This is a genomic window from Micromonospora sp. NPDC051925 (assembly GCF_044548625.1).
In the GTDB taxonomy this organism is placed as follows: Bacteria; Actinomycetota; Actinomycetes; order Mycobacteriales; family Micromonosporaceae; genus Micromonospora.
Genome location: NZ_JBIUCH010000038.1, coordinates 1 through 22,988, shown reverse-complemented (window position 1 = coordinate 22,988; position 22,988 = coordinate 1). Strand labels below are relative to the sequence as shown.

The 22,988-nt window shown below is 66.7% G+C and carries 17 protein-coding genes and 1 tRNA gene; 5 read left to right on the top strand and 13 right to left on the bottom strand.

The features are described from left to right. Positions 1 to 47: 47 nt before the first annotated feature. The 6 genes from ACIG87_RS31385 to ACIG87_RS31360 form a co-directional block, all read right to left on the bottom strand. Positions 48 to 173 (bottom strand): hypothetical protein, encoded by a 126-nt coding sequence (locus tag ACIG87_RS31385; RefSeq protein WP_396855241.1) that lies wholly within the window; start codon positions 171 to 173, stop codon positions 48 to 50. Between the two features lie 1,680 nt (positions 174 to 1,853). Further along, on the bottom strand, positions 1,854 to 2,978 hold the full coding sequence (locus tag ACIG87_RS31380) for a hypothetical protein (protein ID WP_396855240.1): 1,125 nt from the start codon (positions 2,976 to 2,978) through the stop codon (positions 1,854 to 1,856). 131 nt (positions 2,979 to 3,109) lie between these two features. Continuing rightward, positions 3,110 to 5,194: a methyltransferase, FxLD system gene (fxlM, locus tag ACIG87_RS31375; protein WP_396855239.1), complete on the bottom strand. Its 2,085-nt coding sequence runs from the start codon at positions 5,192 to 5,194 to the stop codon at positions 3,110 to 3,112. Between the two features lie 14 nt (positions 5,195 to 5,208). Further along, positions 5,209 to 6,471, bottom strand: a complete 1,263-nt coding sequence (locus ACIG87_RS31370) for a lanthionine synthetase C family protein (protein WP_396855238.1) — start codon at positions 6,469 to 6,471, stop codon at positions 5,209 to 5,211. Beyond that, positions 6,468 to 9,497 carry a lantibiotic dehydratase gene (locus ACIG87_RS31365; protein ID WP_396855237.1) on the bottom strand — a complete coding sequence of 1,010 codons (3,030 nt, stop codon included), beginning with the start codon at positions 9,495 to 9,497 and terminating at the stop codon, positions 6,468 to 6,470. The genes ACIG87_RS31370 and ACIG87_RS31365 overlap by 4 nt, the downstream gene beginning before the upstream one ends. A 113-nt stretch (positions 9,498 to 9,610) precedes the next feature. Continuing rightward, complete coding sequence (locus ACIG87_RS31360; protein WP_396855236.1) at positions 9,611 to 9,745, bottom strand: FxLD family lanthipeptide; 135 nt, start codon at positions 9,743 to 9,745, stop codon at positions 9,611 to 9,613. A gap of 514 nt (positions 9,746 to 10,259) precedes the next feature. Between ACIG87_RS31360 and ACIG87_RS31355 the strand changes: the two genes are divergently transcribed. Both ACIG87_RS31355 and ACIG87_RS31350 read left to right on the top strand, forming a co-directional pair. Next, positions 10,260 to 11,135 (top strand): helix-turn-helix domain-containing protein, encoded by an 876-nt coding sequence (locus ACIG87_RS31355; protein ID WP_396855252.1) that lies wholly within the window; start codon positions 10,260 to 10,262, stop codon positions 11,133 to 11,135. Then, positions 11,132 to 11,341: a DUF397 domain-containing protein gene (locus ACIG87_RS31350; protein WP_396855235.1), complete on the top strand. Its 210-nt coding sequence runs from the start codon at positions 11,132 to 11,134 to the stop codon at positions 11,339 to 11,341. Before ACIG87_RS31355 ends, ACIG87_RS31350 begins: the two co-directional genes overlap by 4 nt. Before the next feature lie 201 nt (positions 11,342 to 11,542). Here the strand turns inward: ACIG87_RS31350 and ACIG87_RS31345 are convergent, their stop codons facing one another. The 3 genes from ACIG87_RS31345 to ACIG87_RS31335 form a co-directional block, all read right to left on the bottom strand. Then, entirely contained in the window at positions 11,543 to 11,917 is a 375-nt protein-coding gene (locus ACIG87_RS31345; protein ID WP_396855234.1) for a hypothetical protein, read from the bottom strand. A gap of 22 nt (positions 11,918 to 11,939) precedes the next feature. Further along, positions 11,940 to 13,274: a transcriptional regulator gene (locus ACIG87_RS31340; RefSeq protein ID WP_396855233.1), complete on the bottom strand. Its 1,335-nt coding sequence runs from the start codon at positions 13,272 to 13,274 to the stop codon at positions 11,940 to 11,942. Between the two features lie 521 nt (positions 13,275 to 13,795). Beyond that, complete coding sequence (locus ACIG87_RS31335) at positions 13,796 to 16,198, bottom strand: hypothetical protein (protein ID WP_396855232.1); 2,403 nt, start codon at positions 16,196 to 16,198, stop codon at positions 13,796 to 13,798. A 353-nt stretch (positions 16,199 to 16,551) separates the two neighbouring features. On the opposite strand from ACIG87_RS31335, the gene ACIG87_RS31330 reads away from it, so the two are divergent. Next, entirely contained in the window at positions 16,552 to 18,609 is a 2,058-nt protein-coding gene (locus ACIG87_RS31330) for a hypothetical protein (protein ID WP_396855231.1), read from the top strand. Between the two features lie 328 nt (positions 18,610 to 18,937). Here ACIG87_RS31330 and ACIG87_RS31325 read toward each other — a convergent pair. The 4 genes from ACIG87_RS31325 to ACIG87_RS31310 form a co-directional block, all read right to left on the bottom strand. Continuing rightward, positions 18,938 to 19,010: transfer RNA gene (locus ACIG87_RS31325), tRNA-Arg, on the bottom strand. Positions 19,011 to 19,414: 404 nt separating this feature from the next. Next, positions 19,415 to 19,891 carry a SitI3 family protein gene (locus tag ACIG87_RS31320; protein ID WP_396855230.1) on the bottom strand — a complete coding sequence of 159 codons (477 nt, stop codon included), beginning with the start codon at positions 19,889 to 19,891 and terminating at the stop codon, positions 19,415 to 19,417. Between the two features lie 14 nt (positions 19,892 to 19,905). Further along, positions 19,906 to 20,316 carry a hypothetical protein gene (locus ACIG87_RS31315; protein ID WP_018792249.1) on the bottom strand — a complete coding sequence of 137 codons (411 nt, stop codon included), beginning with the start codon at positions 20,314 to 20,316 and terminating at the stop codon, positions 19,906 to 19,908. A 185-nt stretch (positions 20,317 to 20,501) separates the two neighbouring features. After that, positions 20,502 to 21,029, bottom strand: a complete 528-nt coding sequence (locus ACIG87_RS31310) for a DUF6244 family protein (protein ID WP_396855229.1) — start codon at positions 21,027 to 21,029, stop codon at positions 20,502 to 20,504. Between the two features lie 220 nt (positions 21,030 to 21,249). Between ACIG87_RS31310 and ACIG87_RS31305 the strand changes: the two genes are divergently transcribed. Together ACIG87_RS31305 and ACIG87_RS31300 are read left to right on the top strand one after the other, a co-directional pair. After that, positions 21,250 to 22,167 carry a hypothetical protein gene (locus ACIG87_RS31305; protein WP_396855228.1) on the top strand — a complete coding sequence of 306 codons (918 nt, stop codon included), beginning with the start codon at positions 21,250 to 21,252 and terminating at the stop codon, positions 22,165 to 22,167. A 169-nt stretch (positions 22,168 to 22,336) separates the two neighbouring features. Further along, entirely contained in the window at positions 22,337 to 22,819 is a 483-nt protein-coding gene (locus tag ACIG87_RS31300) for an NUDIX hydrolase (RefSeq protein WP_396855227.1), read from the top strand. Positions 22,820 to 22,988 lie beyond the last annotated feature (169 nt).

The window sequence follows — 22,988 nt, the reverse complement described above, 5'->3', positions numbered from 1 at the left end:
CGAGGGCAACCGGCCACGGCACACCGAGGGGCCCGGAGGGTGACCGGTCAGGCGGGCTCGGCGCGGTGCCGCTGGTCGTGAAGCCAGGTCAGCACGTCGAGGATTACCTCGGCTTGCAGCACGGCCAGCCGCCGACCGGCCTCGCCATCGAGCACGGTGACGTCGAATCGCACCTCCGGTGCATTACCGCGGGCGACTGTGACCTCTGCCGACTGCCCGCCCACGCGAGCCGGCGACTCGCGATCGGGCGGGGTCGGCACCCCGCGATGTCTACCGTCGTCCGCCTGCGGGGCGGACGGTCCGTGCCCGTCCGGTACTCCCGGATCGGGGGTGCAAGGGACGTGGATAGGGGGGAGGAGCAAACCGGCCGTTGCCGGCTGGGGCCGGCCGCCGGGGGTGGTGGGGCTGGGCTTCGGCATGGGCGTGTGGGCCACGTCCGCCGACGAGCGCTGACACTAAGGGATTACAAATCCGGGCCTCGGATTGGAAACCGCGCTCCGCGCCGAACAACTCACATCGCCCGAGCCACCCCCGGTTGAACAAGATCCTCAACGGGTTGAACACACAGGTCAGGCCCCTGATTTGCCGAATTTCGGTGGCACGGGAGCGGCGTGGAGCGCCAATGTGATCAGTGACAGGTTGCACAGAATCTTCGCCCACTTGAACAAGATCATATTCTGCTGGAGTGCGTGTCCTGACTGACCGCCTCGGGCCGTGGACGAGATCGCCATGTGGTGCGGTGCGCCGGCACGACCCGTACGCGCCCCCATCCGCCGTCCCGGACGGTCGGCGACCCCGTCCGCTCCTCGTCCTGCGAGGCCGTCCGCACCAACCAGCACGACCCGCCGTCCCCGTCCGCCGTCCGCGCCGGACGGCCTCCGTCCCCGTCGCCTGCTCGCCCTCTCCGACCGTCCCCACCGCAGCGGCGCTCGTCCCATGGAGGGGTGACCAGCGGTAAGCCCAAGCCCGAATCCTCGGCGCCCGCTGAGCTTGCATCGGTCGAGCTGATTGGCCGCGAAACACGTGCTGTTCAGGGGTGAGGGTTCTAACGAGAGGTCTAACGAGCGATCCAACGAGGAACGCAACGACCACGAACAGCCGGGTGAACACACCCCCTTGAACAGGTCGTACCCGCACGTGGACGGCGGTGAGGAGAAGCCGTGAACCGGAACCGACTGATAAGAGATATCCCTCCTACCCGCACATCTGCCACCGGCAGTCCCCCGACCTGGCCGCCTCCGTCGTGGCCGTCGAACTCGGCCGACTCAACCCGAACGAACCCTGCTCGGCGCGCTTCCAGAAGCCACTGGTGCGGGTGTTTCGTCCGAGCTCCACGTTCGCTCGCGACCGAACTGCGGGATGCCCGTGCGCGCCTATGCCTCGGATCCCGTCCCGGGCAGCTCGTGACCGTCGCCGTCGGTCGCCGACGCGAACCACGAAGTCGGGGCAGCACCCACCGTGGTTGACGCGGCGCGGCGTACCCCCGAAGCGCCCGGTCGACGGCGCGGCAGAAGTCCATACTTGATGATCGTGGTGCCGGCCTCTTGGCGTCCGGAGCACGGCTCGACCTCACCGCACGTCACACACTCTCCGGACGGTCGGACCGTCAGGTGGCGTTCAAGTTCTGCCTGGGCTCGTTCGACCTCTTCCAGTGCCACGCTGGCCAGATAGGTCGTGCTCACCACGGCCCCGACGATGGCGTAGCGCCCAACGCGCGTATCCGAACGAGTGCTGGACGAGGGCTTGGGCCAAGCGGCGTGCCGTCTACCCGTAGCGCCAGACCTTCCCCGTTCGACGACCCGTGGCCGTGCATCCGGACCTGGTCACCGACACGGGTGACGGGTGGACTCAGATCACTGCGTCCGTGCATGTAGTCCTGCTCCCCGACCTCTATCACGTCGCCTAGCTACTACGGACCCGGCCAGGTCGAGCGCTACGGAAAGTGGATCAATCGCCGTAGCCGGCAGGTAGCCCTGGTCTAACCCGCTCGCCTTCATCAACGGGCGTAGCGTCCCTTGGTGTTCGGCCGGGACAGCCGGGTGATTGATGAGGTCCCGTGCCGCGTTGGCGTCCTCGTCGTGGATCGCATCTGCCACCAGCTGTTTGGTCAGGTTGTCTACGACATCGATTGGCAAGCCCACCGAGAGGTCCAGGGCCGTCAGTCCGAGGCGAACGCGGAACACTGCGAGCCCAGGAGCTCTCGGTACGGCTGACACTCGATCGATGAGGTCAGCGTGGTCGACGGCGACCGTCCCCACGGCCAACTCCTGCCAGGTCTTGAGGAGCCCATGCACCGCTTGCTCCCACGGCGTTTCGATCTTGGTGGCTGCGAGGAGAGTCGCTGCTGATGGCCCATCGTCCTGGACCAGATGAGCGACGACCGCCACCTGTCGTCCGTCCAGGAGGGTCGGTCCGATCCCGTCGTATCGGCGTACATGGTTCACGGCTTCGTCCCACCGTCCGGCAAGGGTGAGGGCGCGGGTTCCGTCGGAGAGCAGGGTGCCGCGCAGCCAACTGATGATCTGATTGAGTTCGTCGGGATCGGCGGCAAGTTGTCGAGGTTGTATTTCCAGGTCGTCCAGAAGTGCGGGAGTGCCGCCGACGATTGCCGTGTACAGGTGGGTGAGTAGGCGGTACGCGCCGTCGCCGTCGCCTTCACGAATGCGCAGGCGTGCGAGGTTGACGACTGGTTCGAGAGCGAAGCGGGCGGTGTAGCCGGTCAGCGGGGCTTGGTTGAGGTAGAGGCTTGCGTGGCGGTGGCACCAGGCGCGGGCAAGGTGGGGGTCTCCGCAGTCGGAGGCGACGAGGGCCGCCCCGTTGAACACCATGGACGCCGTGTCCGGATCGCTCTCGCGGTCTGCGGTCTCGGCGAGCCTGACGAGCCGGTCTACCCGAGCGTCCAGTGGTTTGGCGGGCGGTCGTTTGCGGGCGACGAGAGGGAAGCGGGCCACGATGGTGGCGGCACGAGACAGAGTCATGGTGTCCTCATCCGCTGCGGAAGGGCCGCATATGGGCAACGAGGTGCGTTCAGGTCGTACGTGACGGCTCAGCTGCGCTCGTCCTTGGGGCACCGGGGCGGGAAAGGGCACCGCCCCCGGCCTGGCTGCGGTCAGAAGGAGATCGTGAGGATGGTGTCGGCTCGGCTGATGTCGCCGTGGTCGGCGGGCCGGGTTCCTGCGCGGTGGCCGGTGACGGTGGGCTGGTTGGGGCGGCCTGTCTCGTCCCATTGGTCGAGCAGGTTGGTCAGGTCGGTGGCGAGCGTGTTGGCGTCCGGGCCGTGGGCGACTGCGCCGAGTTCGTGGTGGCCGTTGCCTGCGTCTTGGAAGGCGAGGTAGGCGATGGTGCCGCCGTGGTAGATGGCGGCACCGGCCCACCGGTAGGCGGGGGTGACCAGTCCGCTGGTGCGGGCGGTGTCACCGACGCCGAGGCGGCCGAACGGCTTGTTGGCGTGGACGAGGAGCCACAGGTCGAGGTGGCCGATGGGGTCGGCATCGCTGACCTGGATGCCGGTCCAGCGTTCGAGCCGGGGGTGGCTCAGGGCGCTGGCGAGGGCGGCGCGGTCGGGCTGGTCGCTGGCGTCGAGTTTGAGGACCACGTCGGCGTCGAGGCGTACGTGGTGGTCGGTGTGTGCGGTGCTGCCGCGCATGGGGACGAATCCGCAGACCAGCGGCGTCGTGGTGCTGACGAGCTGGTGGGGGCCGGTGCGGTCGAAGGCGAAGCACCGGGTCAGGCCGCTCTCGTGCACGCGCAAGGGCACGACGATGCGGCCGTGGTCGGCGAGTTGTTCCCACCAGGCGGCGGCGATGTCCCAGGCTCCGGCGGTGACGATGATCCGGTCGTAGGGCGCGTGGTCGGGTGCGCCGAGGGCCCCGTCGCTGCAGATCACCTTCACGGTGTTGTAGCCGGCGCGGTCGAGGCCGGCGCGGGCGCCGTCGGCGAGGTCCTGGTCGAGTTCGATGGTGACGACTGTGCCGCCGGGGCTGGTCAGTTCGGCGAGTAGGGCGGCGTTGATGCCGGTGGCCGCGCCGATCTCCAGGACGCGGTGGCCGGGCTGTGGGGCGAGTTGTTCGAGCATGTCCACGACGAGGCTGGGGCTCGACGCGGACGACAACGCCGCACCGCTGGGGTCTCGTTTGGTGACGATCTGGCGGCGGGTGTACACGGTTTCCAGGTCTATGCCGGGGAGGAACTGTTCACGGGGGACCGTACGGAACGCGTGCGCGACGGGGGCGGAGCGGATGTGGCCGCGCTGTTCGAGCGTGCTGACGAGCTGTTCGCGGAGCGTCGCGGCACTCGATGATCCTGGTGCGGTGGGGGAAGTGTTCACTGCGTTGACCCTACTTCCGATCTTGGCGGCGGGTTGATAGCCGGATGGGGTGTCGAAGGGGTGGTGGAAGGTGACGGTCACGGCCGCTGTCGCGAGTAGCCAGGTGTCAGCGGCGGAGATGCCGAGCCGGTTGAATAGGAACAAAAGGTGGTAAGTCAGTACCTCGCGTAGGTCGCGGGTCAGCGCGCCGTGTCGGTCGAGGAAGCCGAGTTCCGTGCCCGCCTGCTCGTGGGTTCTCGGCCATTGCGGGGTGATGACGAGAGGGCTTCTGGCCGTGTCGTCGGCTGCGGTGAGTAGGCGCTGCACCGCTGCGATGAGCCTTGGGCTCGGCGCGGGGGCGTTCGGCTGGTGCCGGCGCGAGGCGAGGAGCCGCCAGACATCGCCCTGCTCGGAGAACTCCAGTCCGGCGGCGCGCATGAGGCGAGTGGCGAGCAGGACGCCGAGTTCCCGCCGATGGGTGTCGCCGGCGGTGGCGAGATGGCCGAGGATGTGGCGGCTGTCCGCGTGGAAGAGAGTGTGGGCGATCGTCATGGCCTGGTCCCCACCGAAGGCGTACGCCTCGGGCCGGTAGATGGGCTCGGTGACATCGCGGACGCGGTCGTCGTCGGTGATGGAGGCGAGGAGGGCGTAGACCTGGGCGAGCCGGTCGCCGGGCAGTAGCCGCAACCGCCACGTCTCGCTCTTGCGGATGAACCAGAAGGCGGTGATCGTGCGGTGGTCTTCCGCAGCGGTGAGCTCGGGGGCGAGCCGCGTTGCGGCGAAGTCCTCAGCGGTCTGCCAGTCCGGAAAGGCCAGGTTGAGCTGGCGCCATCGGCTCACCGGCGCCACGCCCGGTGGCTCGGTGTCGGGTTCGGAATCGAGATCCACGACGCTCTCCTTGTCTAGTTGATCAGCAGGCTGGTGGCCCAGCGGACGTCGGTGCCGGTCGCGGCGGTGTGCAGGGTGAGGGCGATTCCGGCGGGGCCTGCAATCAAGCCGGATCGGGCCGGGGTGGTGTCCGTGGCGTGCTGGACCAGCAGGCGCACGATCTGGGGCAGCTGTGTCTGGAGGCTGGTGGTGCGGGCGTCGGCGGCGGCATACCAGGCCGTAGCGGCAAGTCCTGCCCAGCCGTGACACAGCGACGGATCGACGATCCGGCTGAGTTGGCGGGGATCGGCCAGGCAGAAGGTCAGGGCCTCTTCCGCCGCCTCTTGCCGGGCGGCGTCGTCGAGGGCGATCCCGGCCAACTGCTGGGCGCGGGCGACTCCGGGGGTGCCGTAGCACCAGGACGGCCGCGCCGGTCCGCTCATGGAGGGCTTCCCGGCGTGCAAATCCGCGACGGTGATCTTCTCCGGCCACCACGGTCCCGCAGGGCTCGTCTGCTGCCAGCAGTCGAGCCACGTGCAGATCCGGCGGATCGCCTCCGCGTGCCCCGGCACCCGGATGTCCTCCCGCATCGCCAGGGCCAGGAGGGCCAGCGGGCCGGCGATGCCGTGCGCCATGCCGACGTTGGCATGTCCGCCCTGCTCCGGACCTTCGCGGTTGGCGGCTTCTGCGCTCCACCAACCCGGCGCGAGTCGACCTGCGGCGTCGTTGGTGTGCACCGGCTCGGTGAGCCGGACCAGGTACGCCAGTACCCGCCGGAGCAGAGGTCCGTCCGGGGCGCGGCGCAGCAGGTGGGCTCCCAGGCCGGTCAGCCCACGTACGAGGTCGAACTCCGACAGCGCGGGCCGGGTACGCGCCGCGAGGCGTGCCGTGGCAGCGACCAGGCGGCGTTCCACCAGATCGTCGAGGGCACGATCAAGCGCGTCCAGGGCCGCCGGGCGGGAGTGCGGCATGGCCATGGTCAGTGCGTGGGTGACAGCGGGTGCGCCGAACCAGAGTCCGGCTCCGCTGCCGTTGTTCAGCGTGTCAGCGGTCGCGCGTCGCAGCCAGGCATGGACCGGTTCCCACCGACCGTGTCCTGTCTGCGCTCGCACCCCGTGCAGGAGTGCCACCCCGGCGGCACCCCGGGACAGCGACTGGGCGTACCAGCGGGTACTGCGTGGCCCGTAGTCGTCTGCCGCGAAATCCAAGGGCGGCGGCTCGGTCAGGGTGTCGGTGATGCATGCGGCCATCGTCTCGGCCGCCCGTAGCAACGGTGTCCTCAGCGGTGCTCCGGTCATCGGGATGCTCCTACGGCGCGCACCCGGCGACGCACCGCCGCCAGCGCGACATGGCGGGCCAACCGGTACGTGAGCTGTTCGGCGTCTTCGTCGGGGCCGAGAGCGCGAACGACGTGCAGGTGCATCAGCGACGCGAGCACCGAGGCGGGGGTGAGCGGGCCGGCGACGGCGGACAGTTCGGCGGCGTAACGGTTTGCGGCCTTGGAGCGTTCCTGCCATGCCTGCTGGATGGGCTCGGGAAGTTCGCTCGGGTCGAGGGTGACCGCTTGGCGCAGCACGTTTCGCTGGACCGGTGCCTGCCCGGTCTGCTCGGGGCGCGCCACCAGCCACTCGCATCCGTCGGTGCGGCTGCCGAGCATCGAGGCGGCCAGGTCGACCATGCTCAGGGCGGTCAGTGCCTGCCGATCGATCCCAGACTCGGGTAGCGCTACCAGCTGTGCCAGGGCTGCGATGGAGTCGGCGGCGAACAACTTCTCAGCCGCTGCCAGCGCGGCGCCGCAGCCGTACCGACCGGACTCGGGCTGGTAGGTGTCCAGGCTCCAATCGCCGGCAAGGCGCTGCTGTCGGAGGCCTGCGACCCACCGCCCGACCCGCACCGCCGCGTCGCCATAGTCATCGATGTGCAGTCGTAGTCGAAGCTGCGGGGTGGGGCGTTGGATGCGCACGAACCACCACAGCGGCGGCTCGGGCCAGTCGGCGAACAGCGGGGGCAGCCCTCGCGTCAAGACCAGCTCCATCGTCGAAGGATCGACGGCCACCGAAGCGGACAGCAGGCCAGTGGCACCCGGTATGACCGGCTCGGGGGGAACGGGCGGAGGCCATGCGCCTCGCGCGGTAACCGCAGCCGGCGCAGCAGCGGGCTCAACCGTCGAGGCGACTGGCACGACGATCTCGTGGGCGCGGCCGGAGAGCCAACCGAAGTCCTCCGGGCTCGCTGCGTCCACCACGGTCACCGGTCCGGCGTTGGCGTCCAGGTGAGCACGCAGCAGGGCACGATCCATGGACTGATCGAGGTGGAGCCGAAGCCGCTGGTCACCGTTGCCGACCTGCACCCATGCCGGCAGCCTCAGCCTCGTCCGCAGCGCCTCCCAGGCCGACAACCATTCGCCATCGCCTGCGTCCGCACCGGGCAGGGCCGCCGGATCGACCCGCCACCGGGCCGCCGCCAGGAGGACACGGCCGTACCTCAGCGCGGGTCGAAACGGCAAGCAGGAAGCCGCACCCCAGTCGAACGGTTTCAGCCGGGCATCCGTGGCTCGCGGCAGTTCCAGGAGAAACCGGCCGAGCAACGGCATCGTGTGTACGGCAGCAGCGTGCGCCACTGTCGGCTCCACCACCCGCCGCCGCGACATCGACACCAGCACCAGCCGATCGCGGCCGGCGGTCACACCGAGGTCGTCGAGGCCAATCACGTTCTCGGCCACAGGCCGGTGCTCGGCCAGGCTGATCAGCCACGGGAGTACCTGCCGGGAGTTGAGCACGTTCTGGCTGTTTAGCTTGCGCGGCGGGAAGCTCACCTGCGCCGGCATGGCCCCGGCCACCGCGACCGGAAGGCGGGCGAACTCCCGGCACATCAACTCCCGATCGGCGTACGGCAGCCCGTCGAGGAAGCGCCCGCTCGTCGCCATCGCCGAGCGGCCCATGCCGGCCAGCGCGGCAGTGAACTGTCCCTGTGTCAGCGCCTCCAGCGAGACCGCGCGGACCTCGGCCGAGACGTCGACATGAGGGCTGACAGGCCCGGTGACCCGGCCAGTGCCGGCGTGCCATTCGACGGCCGCATCATCGAGAACCACCTCACGAGCACCATCGATCAACGCCTGCTGAGCCATCGCGAGCAGACGCTCGTCACGACCGGACATCAGAGCCGCAGGCGCGTCAGCCACAGTGCCGAAGTGTGCTGGGAAGCCCAACCCGACGAGCGGATCTACCAGCCGAGCGAGCGGCACCACAGCCGTCATCCCGTAGCGGTCGACGAACCGGGCCCGGTACGCACGCCACTCGGGCCGCCCCGCCGGATCCGGCGTCAGCCGTCGCAGCACCTCCACCGAAGCGGCAATCTCGGCGGCGACCTGCTCCGGTAGGGCGACCTGATCCGCGAGTTGAAGATCCACCGCGAGCGGCTGGGTAGCCGGTGCCACGCTGCGCAAATCGTCGGCGAGCCTACGAAGGTACGTCGTGCTCGCTGGCCTGGTACCACCGAGACGACCATGCAGCGAGCGCAGCTCGACCCGAAGGGCTCGCTGCCCCTCAGGATCACCGTCGAACGCCGCATCGAGGGTGTCCAGGACATGCCTGATCGGGTCCGTGCACGTCGATGGTGGTCGGAGAGCAGAGATCAACACGCCGTGGTCCACCAGGCCGGCAACCATCGTGTCAGCGGACGCGCGTGGGAAGCCTGGAAACGCAGCAGCGACCTTGTCGACCAGCTCACCCCACGGCAACGGAGTAGGGGTGAGTGACATCGCCAGCCGTACCGCTGCGGTGTTCCTGACCGAGGTCGACTCCGTACGTGCAGAGGCGTGCGGCCGGCGGGCCACGACGATCTGAGGCCCGTTCACCAGCGCCAGGTTGTTCGCCTGCACGGGCAGACGGCGGCGTACGTCGGGCTCAGCTTCCAAGCGCACGATCAGGGACGCGAGCCAACTCGCGTCCGGCCGTACCCGGATCGCGGGCCGTCCTGCCGGCACCACCGCAGCCACCGTGTCGAACCGAAGAGCCGCCACCCCCGAGAACAACCCGAAGGGCGTCGCACGCCGCTGCGCGCGGACCAGGTACCGCGCCAGCGCCAGCGCCATCCGCCACCCTCGGTCCGGAGCAGCGCTCCCGGTGGCGAGGACCGCTTCTACGCGAGCAGCGAACTCGGGGCTGGCGGCCCAGACAGCTTCGGCCAGGCCGACCTTCCGCCACGTTGCTTGCAACCAGTCCGCGATACCGGAGGCGTCGCTCCGGTCCGGCCAAGGTGCTGGGCCGTCGGGCCATGAGTGAGCGGCAATGCGGATCGTCGCGGCATCGATTGACCGAAACATGAATCTTCCTCCTTCCGTCACGAGACGCTTCTTCGGAGACATGGCTGGGTGTGGGGGTGCTGGTTCCGGCAGGCATCGGGGGATCGCCTGCCGGAACCAGCGGGGGTGTTCGGTCAGCAGTCGCTGCCCTTCACGGTGTCGCAGCCGTCGTCCGTGTCGGCCAGCAGAGCGGCGGCGACCGGACCCTCCGTGACGATCTGCATGTCGAGCTCGAACGGGTCGTTGCTGAGAGCGAGCAGGCTGTTCATGGAAGCCTCCAATGGACTGGGTTGATGGGTGGGCAGGTAGCCCCCGCAGCTACCGGCACGTTGGCTGGCGGATCGATCCGCCTTCCTCGAACGAAGTCCCGAGAGAACTCGCGACGTTCGGCCTGCCCGCCGCCACGCCCTCCCTGGCAGCGATAGCGGGCAGGAGCCCCAGTTATGCCGGCTGGCGATCAGCGCTCGTGGCGTTCATGCCGCTCCTTCCGCACCTCGGACGTGGGGGTCCGCCGCGAAACTGTCGCCACGTGCCCCCACTTCAAGCCGTTCACATCGCTTGTTGTGCTTCCACGATCGCGGTTCTTGCGTAGCCCCGGGAACACCCGCCAATGGGGAAAGTTGGGGGGAGACTTACCGGTCGTCGTGCCCTTGAACAGGGGTTTCTATGTGGAAAGCATGATCGGTGCTAGCGATGATCGGTAAAACAGGCGCTACGCTCTCGTCGCCGGGGTCCAGGCAGGATGGATCACTGGGCTATTCGTGTCTCTCGCCGGAGGTATCGGTGATCAGTCCATATGTCCGTCGTCGCCGGCTCGCTACCGAACTCGTGCGACTACGGGAGGAACACGGCTACTCCGCCGAGCGGCTCTGCAAAGAGGCAAAGATCGCCAAGCAGAAACTGAGCCGTCTGGAAAACGCCAGAGTCCGACCAGATCAAGACGAGATCATGCGAATCCTCGACCACTTTCGTGTTGACGAAAGGCGGTGGGAAGAGATCATGGCTATTGCCCGGGAGTCCCAGGAGAACGGCTGGTGGGAGAAGTTCCGCGTCGAGATGGGACCACGCCAGGCCCTCTACGCGGACCTGGAAGCCGGTGCGGAGCACATCGCCGAGTACCACATCACCCTGCTGCCGGGCCTGTTGCAGATCCCGGCGTACACCGAGGTGCGCGCGGTGGCAGATCGTGCTGCCTACCCCCGCAGATTCACGGTGGAGCGAGCACTGGAAGCCCGAGTTGCCCGGCAACGGGTCCTGGACAGACCTGGCGGACCCACCTACGAAGTGATCATCGATGAGCTCGCGATCCGTCGGCATGCCGCACCGCCGGAGGTCGTCCGCGCGCAGCTCGACCACTTGATCAACGTCGGTCACGAGAAGCAGAAGACCACGATCCGGGTACTGCGGCTGACCGCGCGAATCGCTGGCAACGCGGTACCCCGGTCGTCGTACTTCAGCTACCGATACCCCGACCCGAGCGATCCGGTGGTCGTCGCGGTCGACACCATCACCAGCGACCTCGTCCTCACCGACCCGGACGAGGTTGCCAACTACGCCTCCCTGTACGAGCGCCTGCGTTTCGCGGCCCTCAGCCCCGCCGACAGCCTCGACTTCCTCGCCAGCGTGGCGGAGGAACTGCCCGACTACACCAGGAGATGACCATGCACCCCGAGAAGTTCACCAACTGGCGGAAGTCCAGCCGCTCCGGCGGTGGCGACAACTGCATCGAGGTTGCCTTCGCGCTCGACGGCACCGTGGGCATGCGGGACTCGAAGGACCGGACGGGACCAGTGCTGGGGTTCACCCGAGGTGAGTGGACGGCGTTCACTGACGGCATCCGCGACGGTAAGTTTGACGCACCCTGAGCTGCTGTCTCGTCGGCGCGCCTGGCTTTCCGGGCGCGCCGCGCAGACCTCGGCCGCCATGAGTGTCACCGCTTGCAGGCGCAATTCATGCTGGCCGGCATAGTGCCCTGCCCGCCATGTCGCCCCGGCGGCGCGGAAGAAGCCGGACCCCGATGCGAGCAAGATGTGGGAGTTACGTGCTCCTGTCGATTCGTTCTCAGCTCAGCGCATCGAGACCAACGCCTGCTCGATGTGTTCGAAGATGTCCGAGTCCGTCTCCCGCTGCCACCCCGGCATGTCTGACCAATCGGCCACGTAGGAAGCCTTCGGGCTGGGAAAGTGCTTGAAAACCTGCGCAATCCAGCACAGGGCGACGAAGCGTCCCTTCTGTTCACGGGTCAGCTTCGCGGTTGCGCCGTCGGCTGTCTCGACGAACTGGCGGACCTGCTCATACACCGCGGCGGCACTCTCCCGTTCCCAGTCGGGCGTATCCTCCCAGGGCGTGACGTAGCCCGGTTTTGGTTCGCCGGGGTAGTGCTTACGGACTCCCGCGATCCATGCCTCGCGGAACACGCGCCCTGGTTCTTCGACCTGCACGCTGGTCCTCCCTCTGGTCGTGTCAGTTCCCTGCCCCTATCAGGGCATTGATCTGGCTGTGGAGATGCCGCACGTGAGTGTCGGCAAGGAACGGCTGCAAGTGGTGGTGTAGTTGGTTAAGTTTGGAGCCGACTACGCCCGAGCCGCTTTGGCGGGCAGTATCGAGGGCGGCGCTGCCATAGAGCACGATCTGGTGTACGTCGCTACGGTGAACTCCGACCAAGGCGAGGTCCGTCAGGACGGTTCCGCGTCGTCGCGTGGAGAGGCTCTGCGACAGAGCACCGGACAGCACCGGCTCGGCCAGGTCTGGGCGCCTCAACTCGACGTAGCAGGCTCCGCGTTCCTCGGCGAGCCGGGAGCCGTCGAAGCGTAACCATCCGCCGTTGTGCACCTGGCCGGGCAGGTGGTTGACCTCTTCGGCTTGGTCGAGCACCTGCCGGCATCCGCTGAGGTCGCCGAGGCCCGCGAGAGCCTGCGCCCGCACAGTGTGTGCCCAGTGCCGGGTCGACAGCGCGCTGTCCCCGTTCTGAGCCAGGCTGGCGGCAACGTCCAGCATCGGTGCGGCGTGCCGGAAGTCACGCTCGTAGACGCTGATGAAGGCGTGACGGATCATCGCGCACGCCCAGAGGTCGTAGGCAGCGGCTTCTCGGGCGGCGGTCGCTGCCAGGGTGTAGCAGTGCGCGGCCTCGCTGTACGCGTTCGCGTCGAAGGCGACCTCGCCGGCGAGCTGGAGCAGGTCGGCGGTGACCCCGCAGAGCCTGCGGTGCACGAGTGTCGTGTGGGAGCGACGTAGGTTGGCCGTGAGCGTCGTCAGCTGACGGTTGACCAGCGGTGATAAGGCTGCCTTGGACTCGGCCGCGCCGAAGGCCGCCCACAGCTGAGCGTTCAGCCCCTCGTACTCGTCGAGGGTTGCTGGGTCTAGACGCTTGTTCCCGTCACTGGAGGACTCGATGCGCGCCCAGTCGAGCTGGCTGCCCGGGACGGGCGCGGCCAACAGCGCACCTGTCAGGCTCAGCAGGCGTAGCAACTCGCGGCGGTTCATGTCGCCAGTGTCCGTGATCTCCCTGCCGATCAGCGACCCGCCGGCGTGATCATCATCATGGGTAGGCATCGCGCCGAGGGGCATCTGGTGCGCAACGGGATCAGAATGGCGTTGGCCACGGGTGATGTAGAAGCCCAGGTCGGCGTCCCGCGACGCCTTCAGCACCGCACGGAATGCCTCCCGGGTTGTGGGCTTGGGCCAGCGATGTTCTCCTCGCTCAAGCTTCCCGACGTGGTTGGCATCCATGCTGGTTCTCGTACCGTAGGTGTCCCACAGGTAGTTGTTGACCGCCTCGGCGACCTCCTGCCGAGACATCCGTCGGCCTGAACCGCTCGGGGACAGAAGCCGGCGGCGGGCGTCACTGAGCAGGGTGTTGGGGCCATCTGACGCACCCGACTTCGGTGCCAACCCATTCACCGCCCGTCGAAAACTCGCTGTAATCCTTACGGGTGGTCCTGCAAGATCGCTGCCACCCTCATCCCTGGCCCGCTCGACCTCGGGCCTCTGTTGCCGAACGAGGCGACCCGACGGGCTGATCTGGCGGAATGCCAGCCCAGCATGCCAGCGTAACTACCTGATCACAAGACGAACTACCAACGGAACGTCAGGTTGACCGCAATCGTCTGGGTGGCCTACTCACCCCTGACTAGCACGGCAGCGCCACCAGGGGTCGGCGACCAAACGGGTCTACTGATCTGGCTCCGCCTAGCGAGCGTTACGGTGAGTGCTGAAGTCGGGCGGAGATCGACGCGCAGTCGTAGCCGAGATGAGGGTGCCGCTCACCGGCAGCTCGATTTGCCATAGATGCGTCTCTGCATGCACTGTTCCTCGGCTTGTCAGCGGCGCTTGCGCTTTCTGTTACGCGTCCGCCTCGGTGGGCGGCGCGCCGGGGGGCGTGGTCGTTGACCGACCGGCTGGAGCTTCATCTCCTTGACGAGCCGGTCGAGCGTGGGGTCGCTTGGCGCGACCGAGCTGAAATAGAAGTTGTCCTCCAGCGAACCGTTCTCGTCGAATATCCAGCCGTAGGCGCGGTCTGCTTGCAACTGATATTGCTTGACTTTGGCGTAAAGCTGCAGTCGTTCCTTGACTGCGGCGACCGAGGTGCCAGTGGGGCGTGTGGCCATGAACACAGTCGCGAAACCCCACATGCCAGCGTAGGCATTCATCGCGTCGTGGTATTTGCCGTCCTTCCGTGTGGCACGGGCGCACGTCTTGATCGTCGACAGTAGGCGTAGCTGCCCTTCGCCGGAAAGCGCGAGAAGGTCGGCTCCGCAGCGGAACCAGCCGGGTTTGCCCGCCGCGCTTAGCTGGTCAATCAGCTCAAGCACCTCGGCCGGCGCATTCATGGATGGTTTGACGGGTTCGTCGCCTTGCGGGAGTTCGTCGCGGTTCATCCATGTAGTCAATTCGATGCAGCAGTCAGTAACCATGGTGCCGACGGCTGACCGTTTATGACGCCTACGTTCGCTTTTCGTCACCGGTGGCGCTGATGGATGTTCGGCCTTGACCTCATCAGGGTCTTCTTCAACGTAGAGATCTCCTGCAAGAAACATCATGTAGAGGTCGAGTTCATCGAGCGCGCGGTAGTATGTGGTCACTGGGCTGTCGGTGCGCCGTCTCAGGTAGAGCAGAAACTCCGCTGGGCGTTCACCGATCTCGGCGATGACGGCGAGGTCGTGTAGCGACAAAACCAATGGCGGTCGATCCTCAGGGAGGATCCCGGCATGCTGAAGATCGGCGATATTGGTGCCGAGAGGGCCAATGTCGTCGAGCACTACCACCAAGGTCCGCACCTCGCGAATCTTCGACAGGTCAAGCCAGGTGCTTGAATTCTCCCAAATGCCGCGATTGTTCTCGATGAGCTCACGAATGCGTGTTGCCTGACGTGCGCCGTCTCCGAGGGTGGCCTTGAGGTCGTTGTTAAGGCGTCGCACGTCGCCGCGGCGAGCCTGCTCAGCTATCGACTTACCCTTTACCTCTACGACGACGGCGACGTCGTCGATCAGGAAGAGCGCGTCGCCTTCCACATCCTCGGCGGCTTGACGAGGATTTGCACTATCGGGCCCGACTTGGTCCGCAGAGACACCTGCCTTGGGCGCAAGGTAGTGGTAACTCTCCCGAAAGGCAGAACTCCCGAGAATGGTCTCGAGATATCTCCTCGCGAGTTCCTCGCTGATCGGCTGGCGGCCCTTCTGGTCATACCTGCGCACATCAGGCGAGTTGGGCGGAAGTGCGCGCTCGAGAATCCGCCGCAGTACATCCTGTCCGATCTCGTTCGATGTCAACGCGAAATTGTCCTCGCCATCGGACACCAAGGGGCGTGATAGGAATGGGTTGTTCCCCATTAGAAGGTCAAAAACACGCTTTCCAGGGCTTTCCGAGTCGTCGAACTGTTGCGCGAACGAGCTAAGTACTCTCCGCGACGTGGCAATGTCCAATCCCGAGGCGCTGGCGACGTCGGCCGTCGTAATGATTGACCTGTCGGCGGGAAGAAAAATAAACGGTATCATCCCGCTCATGAACTGTTCAATGACCTCGCGAGGTACTTCTTTGGGATCGAGGTGCTGATGCGTCATTAGCAGGTTACCAGTTTCGTCGCGGAGACGGGTCATCCGTTCGGCAGATATCTCATTCATTGCCGATCGTACCGCCGATACGTCGTGGTAGCTGAATCCGAGATGCTTCTGCATGAGTTCACTCGCAGCTGCCGTCTCGAAAAGCCTGCGGTCGTGTTCGTCACGAATATGGTCATATTGCAGGTTCCGGATGTTCAGCACAGCGCCTTGATACTCACTTGCAAGCCGACCGAGCGGCTCATTACGCAGTTGCCCTTCAACCAACTGGCGATAGCTTGCGATCCGGGACAACCTCATGCATCGCTCATGCAGTTCCGAGATCACCTCGTGTGGTCGTGTATCGTTTCGCGGAGTGGGGCCCGGTTTGCGTGATGGTCTCGCCAGTAGGACGGCTGCGATGATCTCCACCGGCAGTGATACACCGCCATGTGGGGCAAGGCGGGGGTCGGGAACGATAGAAAATTCCCGCATCCGCATCAACTCGATGACATCAAAGGCGTCGGCGTCTGCAATCAGGTCAAGGATCGCCGCGACATCCTTCTCAACGTTCTCGTGCAAGATTGCGCGAGCATCAGAAGTGTTCTTGCAGTTACGAAAAGGCAAGAGCTCATTCACCGGATCTCCAAGAGATTCCGGATGGAAATCACCAACGATTTTTCCCATCGGGTGAAAGGCTGACATACCACGCTCCAAGCTCGGGCTTACGAGCATAGAGCACGTCCAACTGTGTTTACGCAACCGGAAGGCGGAGCGAGTTAGGTGTGCGGGCCCTCGATCCTTGATGAGCGATGAGCGTGGATGTACCTATCCGCCGCCAGTCGTGCACGCCGGCCCGACGGTGAGCCGTCACGCCCAGCAAACTACGAGGCCGAGGTGCGCGATGCCGCCGGTGAGCCGGTGGACACCTGGTCGGGACAGGCCGGAAAGGCCAGCAGAGCTGGACGGTGTGCTGGCCGATGCTCGGACCGGCCGACAAAAGGGCCTGGTGTCGTACCCCACCCGTACGCTTCGTGCCCGTGGATCCCGTATCGTCGGAACGGAAGCCGTGGGCCGAGCGTTCCCATACCATCGGCGCTCTGCCGGGCAAGCGCGACAACCTCCTCGCTGTACTCCGCGTCGTCCTCGAAAGCCTTCCCGCCGGCCCCGGCACGCGGGTCAGCCTCGTACGGGCCGACGGGGCGAGTGTCGACGCGGATCTAGAAGAGGTCTGCAAGCGCCAACTGTCCGCCATGGGCATGGTGTCGCGACGTCGGGACGGCGTATGGGTGCCCACGGCGGCGGCCTCGTCATGGCTGGCTGACGAATCCTCCCAGTCGCTTGCGGTGTACCTGCAGGGCCGGGTGAAATTCTTCGGCGAGCTGCTCCAGGCGCTGCCGGAGACCCGCGCGCGGGCTGATCTGCTCGAAAAGGCCAAATCTTTCGGCCTGTTCTGGACCAGCCCCGATCAGATCCATCGGCGGATCACCTGGTTCACCGCCCTGGGGCTGGTCGAGCGCTGGGGAAACAGATACGTGCTGACCACCTCCGGCGAAGCGTTCCTCGGCAAGGTCGTCTTGGCGTCTCCCGACGAAGCTGCGAAGACTTCGCCTTTCGCCCAGCTGGACGAGGTCGAGCTGCCGGAGCCAGCTGACTGGGTCGCCCGGCGGGTCCGCGAACTGACTCCCGTGGCCCTGCGTCGGCGCAAGTCGCTTATCGGATACATCCCGCGTGGCCGCAACGCTCGGGGCCGCGACGAAGCGGGCGCCGGTCAGTCGCTCATCGAGTCGGTCAAGGCGGTGTGTGACATCCTCGGCAGCGGTGCCAACGCCGAGGAGTTCTTCGAACGCTGCAATGCCAGGCTCGGAATGAAGAAGAGCTCGTTCAGCTCCACGTTGCACAGCTTCCGGCATCTCGGCGCCATCGACCTCGTCGCGTTCCAACGTTACGGCGTCTCCGCTGAGTTCGCCGGCCTCCTCGAGCTGGGAAACGAGATCGATCTGGTCCGCTATCTGCACACCCGCTACGCGTTCGTTGCCGAGATGCTCGGCCACGCCGATGCCGCGACGTCAGTCGGTGAACTGGTCCGCCTGGCCAAGGAGCAGTACGGACAACCCCTGTCCGACGCTGAGGTGCGGACCCGACTGGGTTTCCTGGGCGACGCGGGCCTAGTCGAGCGGATCGACTGGATGCGATATCGCACCACAGAGTTGGGTCGCTTGCTCGCCGCTGAGCTGCCGTTGTCGGAGCTGCTCGGCGAACGCGTCGATGGAGCGACCGACGAGCAGGCCGTCAACGCCGACGAACCGCCGGCCACTGCGGAGACGCTCGCGGGTCAACTACGCGCATGCGCATACCGTAGCGACGCGAGCGAGGAGTTCGAGGCAGCTGTGGCGACCACGTTCCGCTTTCTCGGGTTCCGCGCGGAGCATCTCGGCGGCAGCGGCCGGACGGACGTGCTGCTGACAGCCGAGCTGGCCGCAACCGAGCGGTACCAAGCCATCGTCGAGGTGAAGTCCTCGGCCACCGGGATGGTCGCGGAAAACAGCATCAAGTTTGACGCGCTCAAGGACCACCAGCGTAAGCACCTCGCCGACTACGGGTTGATCGTCGGTCCCGGCTTCGGCGGCCGCATCCGAGAATGGGCAGTCAACAACGGCTTCACGCTGCTGACCGTCGACGACCTCGCGGCCCTGCTCGGTAGGCATCAGATCAGTCCACTCACCCTAACCGAACTCCGCGTGCTGTTCGAGCGGACCGGTGACGACCTCACCGACATCGAGGAGCAGTACAACGGCGCCGAACGATCCATCGATCTGATCACCCGCCTGATGGATCTGCTGTACAACGAGGCCAACGACGAGGAACCGCTCAAGGGTGGCGCGATCAGCCGGGAGAACATCTCGTATGCGCTCAGGTCAATGAACCCCCGACCCACTAAAGCCGCGATCGACGAGTGTCTCCAACTGTTGACGCACGATCTTGTCCGCGGTGCCTTCCAGGACGGGCCGCACTACCGTCTGGCGGACGCCCCGTCCAATGTCATGCGGCGGCTTGCCGGCCTCGGCATGGCCTTGGGCCGGTTTCAGCGCGTGTGACGCGATTCCGAGCGCTTGACATGTGATCGGTCATGAGCTCGGCGAGGCACACGAGCGCGTCGAGCAATCCCTCCGTTGGGCGAACGGGTCTGCCCTCGTTCATGTGACAGACGCCTGAAGACGTGTGCCAGCCTTGAGGTATCTCTGATTTCCATGCCCGGCACACTCTCATGCCGCGATCCAGGCGCGTTCGGCGCCCGTACGTCGAGCCAACGACCGCTGCCCCGACCGCTCGGCCGGGGCATCCTTGATCGTCTACTCGAACCCGAAACTGGCTTCCACGATCAGTGACTGACCGGTCGCGTTTCGCGTTTGCAGTTCTGTGACGTGCCCCCGGCAGGATTCGAACCTGCGACACACGGTTTAGGAAACCGATGCTCTATCCCCTGAGCTACGGGGGCGCGAGGGCCTAGTCTAGCGACCTGGGGGTTCACCTGGGGTGGCAGGGAGTGGCCCACGTTCACCCACGTTCCCCGGACCGCCGTTGTCGCAGCCCAGGAGCACACCCCGAGCACACGAACCCCGGTTTGCGACCGGCGGTCGGCCGCGGTGACCCGCGTTGGCACCGGTTCACCCCGATTGGCATCCGCTGGAGAGCACACACCGCGCACATCATCGAAGATCACGTGGGGCTAGCCGCTCCCCCGGCTGGGCACCGCCTCCCACGGGAGATGCCGGAAAGGTCGCGATCAGCCGCGCGGCGGCCGGGTCGTCGTTGTCGCGAGTCAGGTCCGCCGGGTCGAGGAAGACGACGTCGACGTCGCCCACGGACGACGGGTCGATGCCGCGTCGTCCGTCATGCGGGTCACCCGCGCTCGGCTGGCTCATTGGGTGATGATGGGTCGTCTATGCCGTAGTGGCTCCACCAGGTATGCCGGTGTCTGCGGAGTTCACCCGCGGTGCGGGTCAGCAGGAGCCAGTTTCCGTTCTGGACCAGCGCCGCGTCCTCTTTCCGGGCGGCCAACACCCGGGCCACGGTCTGCATCATGTTCGGGATGCCCTTGTCGACCAGGTCGTCTGCCCGCATGGAGAAGTCGATGTCGACGTACGTCTCCGGCTCCCACTCCCAGCGGGCACCGTCGTCGGCCTCGGCATCGAAGTAGCCCTGGCTGCCTGAGGAGATGGTCAGCGCGTACCCGCGGGTGTCGTAGAGGCGGGCACTGAACAGCCGCGGGTTGGTGCCGCTCGGCCTGGGCTTCTCGGCGGGTTCGGCTGCCACGAGATCAGCCACGTGGTCCAGGGGCAGGTCACCGGCGAGGGTCAACCTGAACTCGACAGCCATCTCTGTGCCTCTCCTCAGTCTCGATGGACGATCTGCACGATCGCGCCGCTCGGGGTTACCGCGACGAGTTCTTTCAGCCTCTCGACGGGCCAGGTGTCGAACTGTGTCCGCAGGGCCGCGAGGTCTCCGTGCCAGTCGTGCAGGTTCAGCACCACGCGTTGGGTCTGCTCCTTGTCGACCTTGGCGCGGACCTCACTCCAGACGCCCCGTACCGGCTTGCCGAGAGTGGGCGAATAGCAGTCGAACACGTGACCCTCGATCAGGTAGTCCGGGTCTTTGTTCGGGTTGCCGGAGTCGCCGGTGCGGAGCCGGGCGTCGGCGATCTCCTGCCTGGTGGGGTTCTGGTGGACCCGGTAGCTCTTGCTGGCGACTATATCGGCGCATTCGTTCTCGAGCTCCAACGGACGCCGCCCGTCGTCGTCCAACCTGGGTGGAATTCTGGTTCGCGGACCGGTCGGCGTCCCGCCCGGGACACCGGTCGGCTGTCTGGTCCAGGGCGTGCCTTGGTCATGGTCAGCTGATGGGGTGTCGCCGGCGGCATGAGGTGTCGACGGTGGGTCACCGTGCTGGGAAGGGGTGGGGCTGGCCGGTGGGTAACCGCCAGCCCCTGTCAGTTTCCCGACGAGCCCAACTGCCGGGCCTGCGCGATCGCCGCTTCGACGGCCTGCCGGGCCCCGCCGGTGCGCTGCACGACCAGCACCAGGACTTGCTTGATGGCCTCCAGGGCCTGCAGCAGCGGCCCGGGCTGCCCGCCCTGCAGGACCATGGCGACGAGTTGCTGCGCCTCACCGACTCCGGTGATGGCCCCGGTCGCCGCGTCACGAGCGGCGTCCACGGCGCTCTGCACGGGCGCCAGCGCGGCGATCGTCTCCTGCGGGGTGGCCTCGTTCGGCACCGCTGCGGTGGCCTTCGTCGCCTCACCGATCGCACCGGCGAGACTTCCCAGGCCACCCTGGATGCCCGCGATCGCGTTGCGCACCCGCGCCACACCCGCCGCCACGGCGACGAAGCCCGCGGCCGCGGCCCGCAACGCCACCTCCTGCGCCTGGCTGTCGGCGGCGGCTGCCAACCCCTGCGCGCGTTCGACCCCGGCCATCAACGCGCGGAGCTCACCGGTGATCTTCTCGATCTGCGACACGTGGCCGGAGCCCCAATCGACGTTAATGAAAGTGCTTGATGCCTGAACCTACCGGGCTACTCGCGAGGCCACCAGACACCGGCGAGGCGGTCGGCATCGCCGACGGCCACCGCGATGCAAGCAGCCGCATGAGCGGCTTCCGGTCCAGATTCCAACTCTTCGGGTGGGGTCTGTAGCTGTCGTGTCCGGCCGCCGACATGTCAGCATCGATGGGACGGCGGTGCTGGTGTTCGCGTCGGGAGGCTCGGTGGGTAATCGCAAGCGCAGTGGCCGCCGGCAGCGGCGGGAGCCGATCCGCCGGATGATCCCGCCCGCCCGTGTGCCCGGCAGCCAGCGCCCTCACCGCCCGGACGAGACGGCGATGATGCCGCTGTTTGAGCACAGCCCGATGTTCGGACGGCTCGTCGACGCGCCGGTGGAATTGGTGCCGCTGCTCGCCGTCCTAGCCGTTCTGCACCAGGCGCAGAGCGGCATGCCGGTGGGCACCTGTGTCCCGACGAGTCATCAGGTCAGTGGGGCGCTGCGGCACCTTGGCTTCGAGGCCGAGGCGGTCGCCGCGTGCGCCACGCTGTACCGGGTGACCGACACGTTCACCGAGGTGTCCGAGGTCGGCGTGTCGAAACGACCGCCGGTCGTCCACCCCGATGGCACCACGAATGGCCACATGGTCGTGTGGACGCCGTCGTTCGCGCAGCTCGTGGACGCCACCCTGGTGCAGGACCCGCTTCTGCTGGCCGCCGCCCAAGCTGACCCGGTCTACTCGACGCCAGTGTTCGTCGAGGTTCCCACCGACCGGAGGGAGTTCCTCGCGGCTCAGCCCGTCGCCTGGCTCGACGATCACCTGTACGCGTCGTGGGTCCTGCTGCCGGATTGGACCCGACGGATGGACCCGGTGCTGGAAGGGGAGGCCGGCGTGGTCGTGGAACTCGGCGCACTCGGTCTGGCCACCGACGCGCTCCGCCTTATCGCAGCGGTCGGAGAAGATCGGGATCTGGACGCTCTGCCGGTCCGGTGTCCTCGGCTCGGGGCGCTTCTCCAAGGTAAGGAACAGCTACCGAAGTTGCCAGCCGAGCCATCCTCGCATCTTGACCCTGGCGTGGGCGCAGCTCCGATGAACATATCGCGAGAGTCTCGATGAGCTCGCCGGCGGCGGGTGTTCAGTAGTGATCGCCATCCTGCGCGGACCGCTGGGGTGTCGTGGAGTTCGGATAGACAACCGGCGCGTTAGGGTGCCAGGGCCCCCTCGCCCGCTTCTGAAGAATGTTGCGAGGTCAGGACTCTGGTGGACTCCCCGGGGAGAGGTGATTGTGACTGCGAAGCCGATCATTGCCGCGCTGGCGGTGGTCCCCACCGCGTCGGGTGAGGTGGTGTTCGTACGGCAGCAGCGTGGCCCGTACGCGGGGTGGCTGCTGTTGCCGGGCGGCAAGGTGGAGTTCGGGGAGTCGGCGCACGATGCGGCCCGCCGGGAGACGGTGGAGGAATCCGGCTTCGAGGTCAGCGAGCTGACGCCGACGGGGGTGTACGAGATTCGCGCCGAGGACGGATCGTACCACTTCGTGATGTTCACGTTCCGTGCCGGGACCGCGACGCGGGTAACCGTCGGCGGGCATCATGTGGGCGGGGTGTTGCAGGCCTCGGTGGATGAGGTGCAGCCGCACCCGACGGTGATGCGAATTCTCAACGACGCCGGCGCCGCCAGCTACCCGGCCCAGGACATCGAACAAGGCCTGCGTCGGAACGGGATTCTGATGGGTGGGCATCTGATAGCAACCGCGGCTGCTCTGGCCTGAGGGGTCGACTGGCAGTCTTCCGCCGAGCGGAATCCCAATGGACTCCACCGTCCCTCCTTGCTCAACCGATGTACTGGGGTTGACCCGGTTTGACGGACAGGGTCGGTAAGTTGATCTCACGCTACCTTGCTCGCTGGCCTGCGGGAATAGGCCGTCGCCTCATACTCGG